General features: G+C 72.7%; 1 protein-coding gene. It reads right to left on the bottom strand.

The window, feature by feature from the left end; translation table 11 throughout:
- On the bottom strand, positions 1-1,924 hold a 1,924-nt coding region (locus FV229_RS26640), incomplete at both ends, for a PBP1A family penicillin-binding protein (RefSeq protein WP_147754789.1).

Genomic DNA, 1,924 nt, shown 5'->3' with positions numbered 1-1,924 from the left:
TGCGGGGGCGGCGGTCGCCGGCTCGGCCGGCTGCGGCTCGGCCTTCGCCGCGGAGGGGCGCTTTCGGCCCTTCGCCATCTGGGCCGAGGCGCGCTGCACGAAGTCGCGGAAGATCGAGGCCGGGACGTCGCCGCCGCCGACGCGGTTCATCGACGAGTTGTCGTCGTTGCCGACCCAGACGCCGACGACCATGTCCGGCGTCATGCCGATGAACCAGGCGTCGCGGTAATCCTGCGTCGTCCCGGTCTTGCCGCCGACCGGCTGGCCGGACACGCGCGCGCCCTTGCCGGTGCCGCCGTCGACCACCGCCTGCAACGAATCGAGCATCATCGTGCGGCTATCGCCCGGCAGGCCGGCCGCGGGCTTGGCGTCGGGGTGGACGTAGAGCGGGGCCGCCGTGCCGCCGCGGATCGCGTGGATGTCGAAGCTCTCCACCGGCGTGCGGTTGGCGAGCACGCCGGCATAGGCCCGCGTCATCTCCAGCAGCGTCACCTCGGCCGAGCCGAGGGCGAGGCTCGGCACGTTCGGCAGCTCGGACTGGACGCCGAGCCCCTTGGCCGTCGCGATCACCGCCGGGATGCCGAGCTCGTCGCCGAGCTGGGCCGCCACCGTGTTGATCGACAGGGCGAAGGCGGTCCGCAGCGGCACCGCGCCGCGGAAGCGGTTGTTCGAATTCTGCGGCTCCCAGTCGCCGATCTGCACCGGGCGGTCCACCAGCACGGTCTCCGGCGTCAGGCCGTTCTCGTAGGCCGTGAGGTAGACGAACAGCTTGAACAGCGAGCCGGCCTGGCGCTTGGCTTGGGTCGCGCGGTTGAACTGGCTGTCCTCGTAGTCGCGCCCGCCCACCATCGCGAGGATCGCGCCGTCCTTGGACATCGCGACGAGGGCGCCCTGGCCGATCTTCTTCTTGCCGCCCTCGGCGTCGAGGCGCCGGGCGACGACGCCTTCGGCGAGGCTCTGGAGGTCGAGGTTCAGGGTCGAGCGCACGGTGAGGTCGCCGGGCGCGTCGGTGAGCTTCTTGGCGTCGGCCGCCAAGAGGTCGAGGAAGTAGTTGCTGCCCTGCGGCGTCTCGGGGGGCGTGCGCAGGGTCACGGTCTTGGCGCGGGCGGCGTCGGCGGCCTCCGCGGTGATCGCGCCGGTCTCGACCATGGTCTGCAGCACCACGTCGGCGCGCTCTTTGGCACCGCCGAAGTTGCGCGTCGGGGCGAGCTGCGAGGGCGCCCGCACCAGCCCGGCGAGCATCGCCGATTCCGGCAGGGTCAGGGCCTTGGCCCCCTTGCCGAAGTAGCGCCGCGCCGCAGCGTCGATCCCGTAGGCGCCGGCGCCGAAATACGCGGTGTTGAGGTAGCCGAGCAGGATGTCGTCCTTGCTCATCTCGGATTCGACCCGCAGCGCCAGGAACGCCTCCTGGACCTTACGGCGCAGGGACTTCTCCTGGTTGAGCGAGGTGAGGCGGACATATTGCTGGGTGATCGTCGACCCGCCCTCGCGCACGCCGCCGCCGACGGCGTTGCGCCACGCCGCGCGCACCAGCCCGCGCAGGTCGATGCCCCAGTGGCTGTAAAAGCGCCGGTCCTCGATCGCGACGATCGCCTGGGCGAGGTGCGGCGGCAGGTCGGCCTTGGTGATCGGTTGCCCCCGGAACGCGCCCCGCGTGGCGAAGACCCGGCCGTCGTCGGCCTCGACGGTGAGCGCCCGCTGGCCCTGGTCGATCACCACGCCGCCGAGCGGCGGCAGAGTCAGGAAGGCGAACAGGACGTAGGCGGCGAGCGCCGCCAGCGGCAGGACGACGACGAGCCCGGCCGCGATGAGGATGGGGCGCAGCGGCCTTCCACGAAACGCCGGGCGCCACCGGGCTGGCCGCGCCGCTTCCGCACTTGCGACCGGAGCAGCCGGATCGGCCGCCGCCGCCGCCGCCCGGCGC

Origin of the sequence: Methylobacterium sp. WL120 (assembly GCF_008039465.1) — a bacterium.
In the GTDB taxonomy this organism is placed as follows: Bacteria; Pseudomonadota; Alphaproteobacteria; order Rhizobiales; family Beijerinckiaceae; genus Methylobacterium; species Methylobacterium cerastii.
This window is presented reverse-complemented; position numbering and strand designations above follow the sequence as displayed.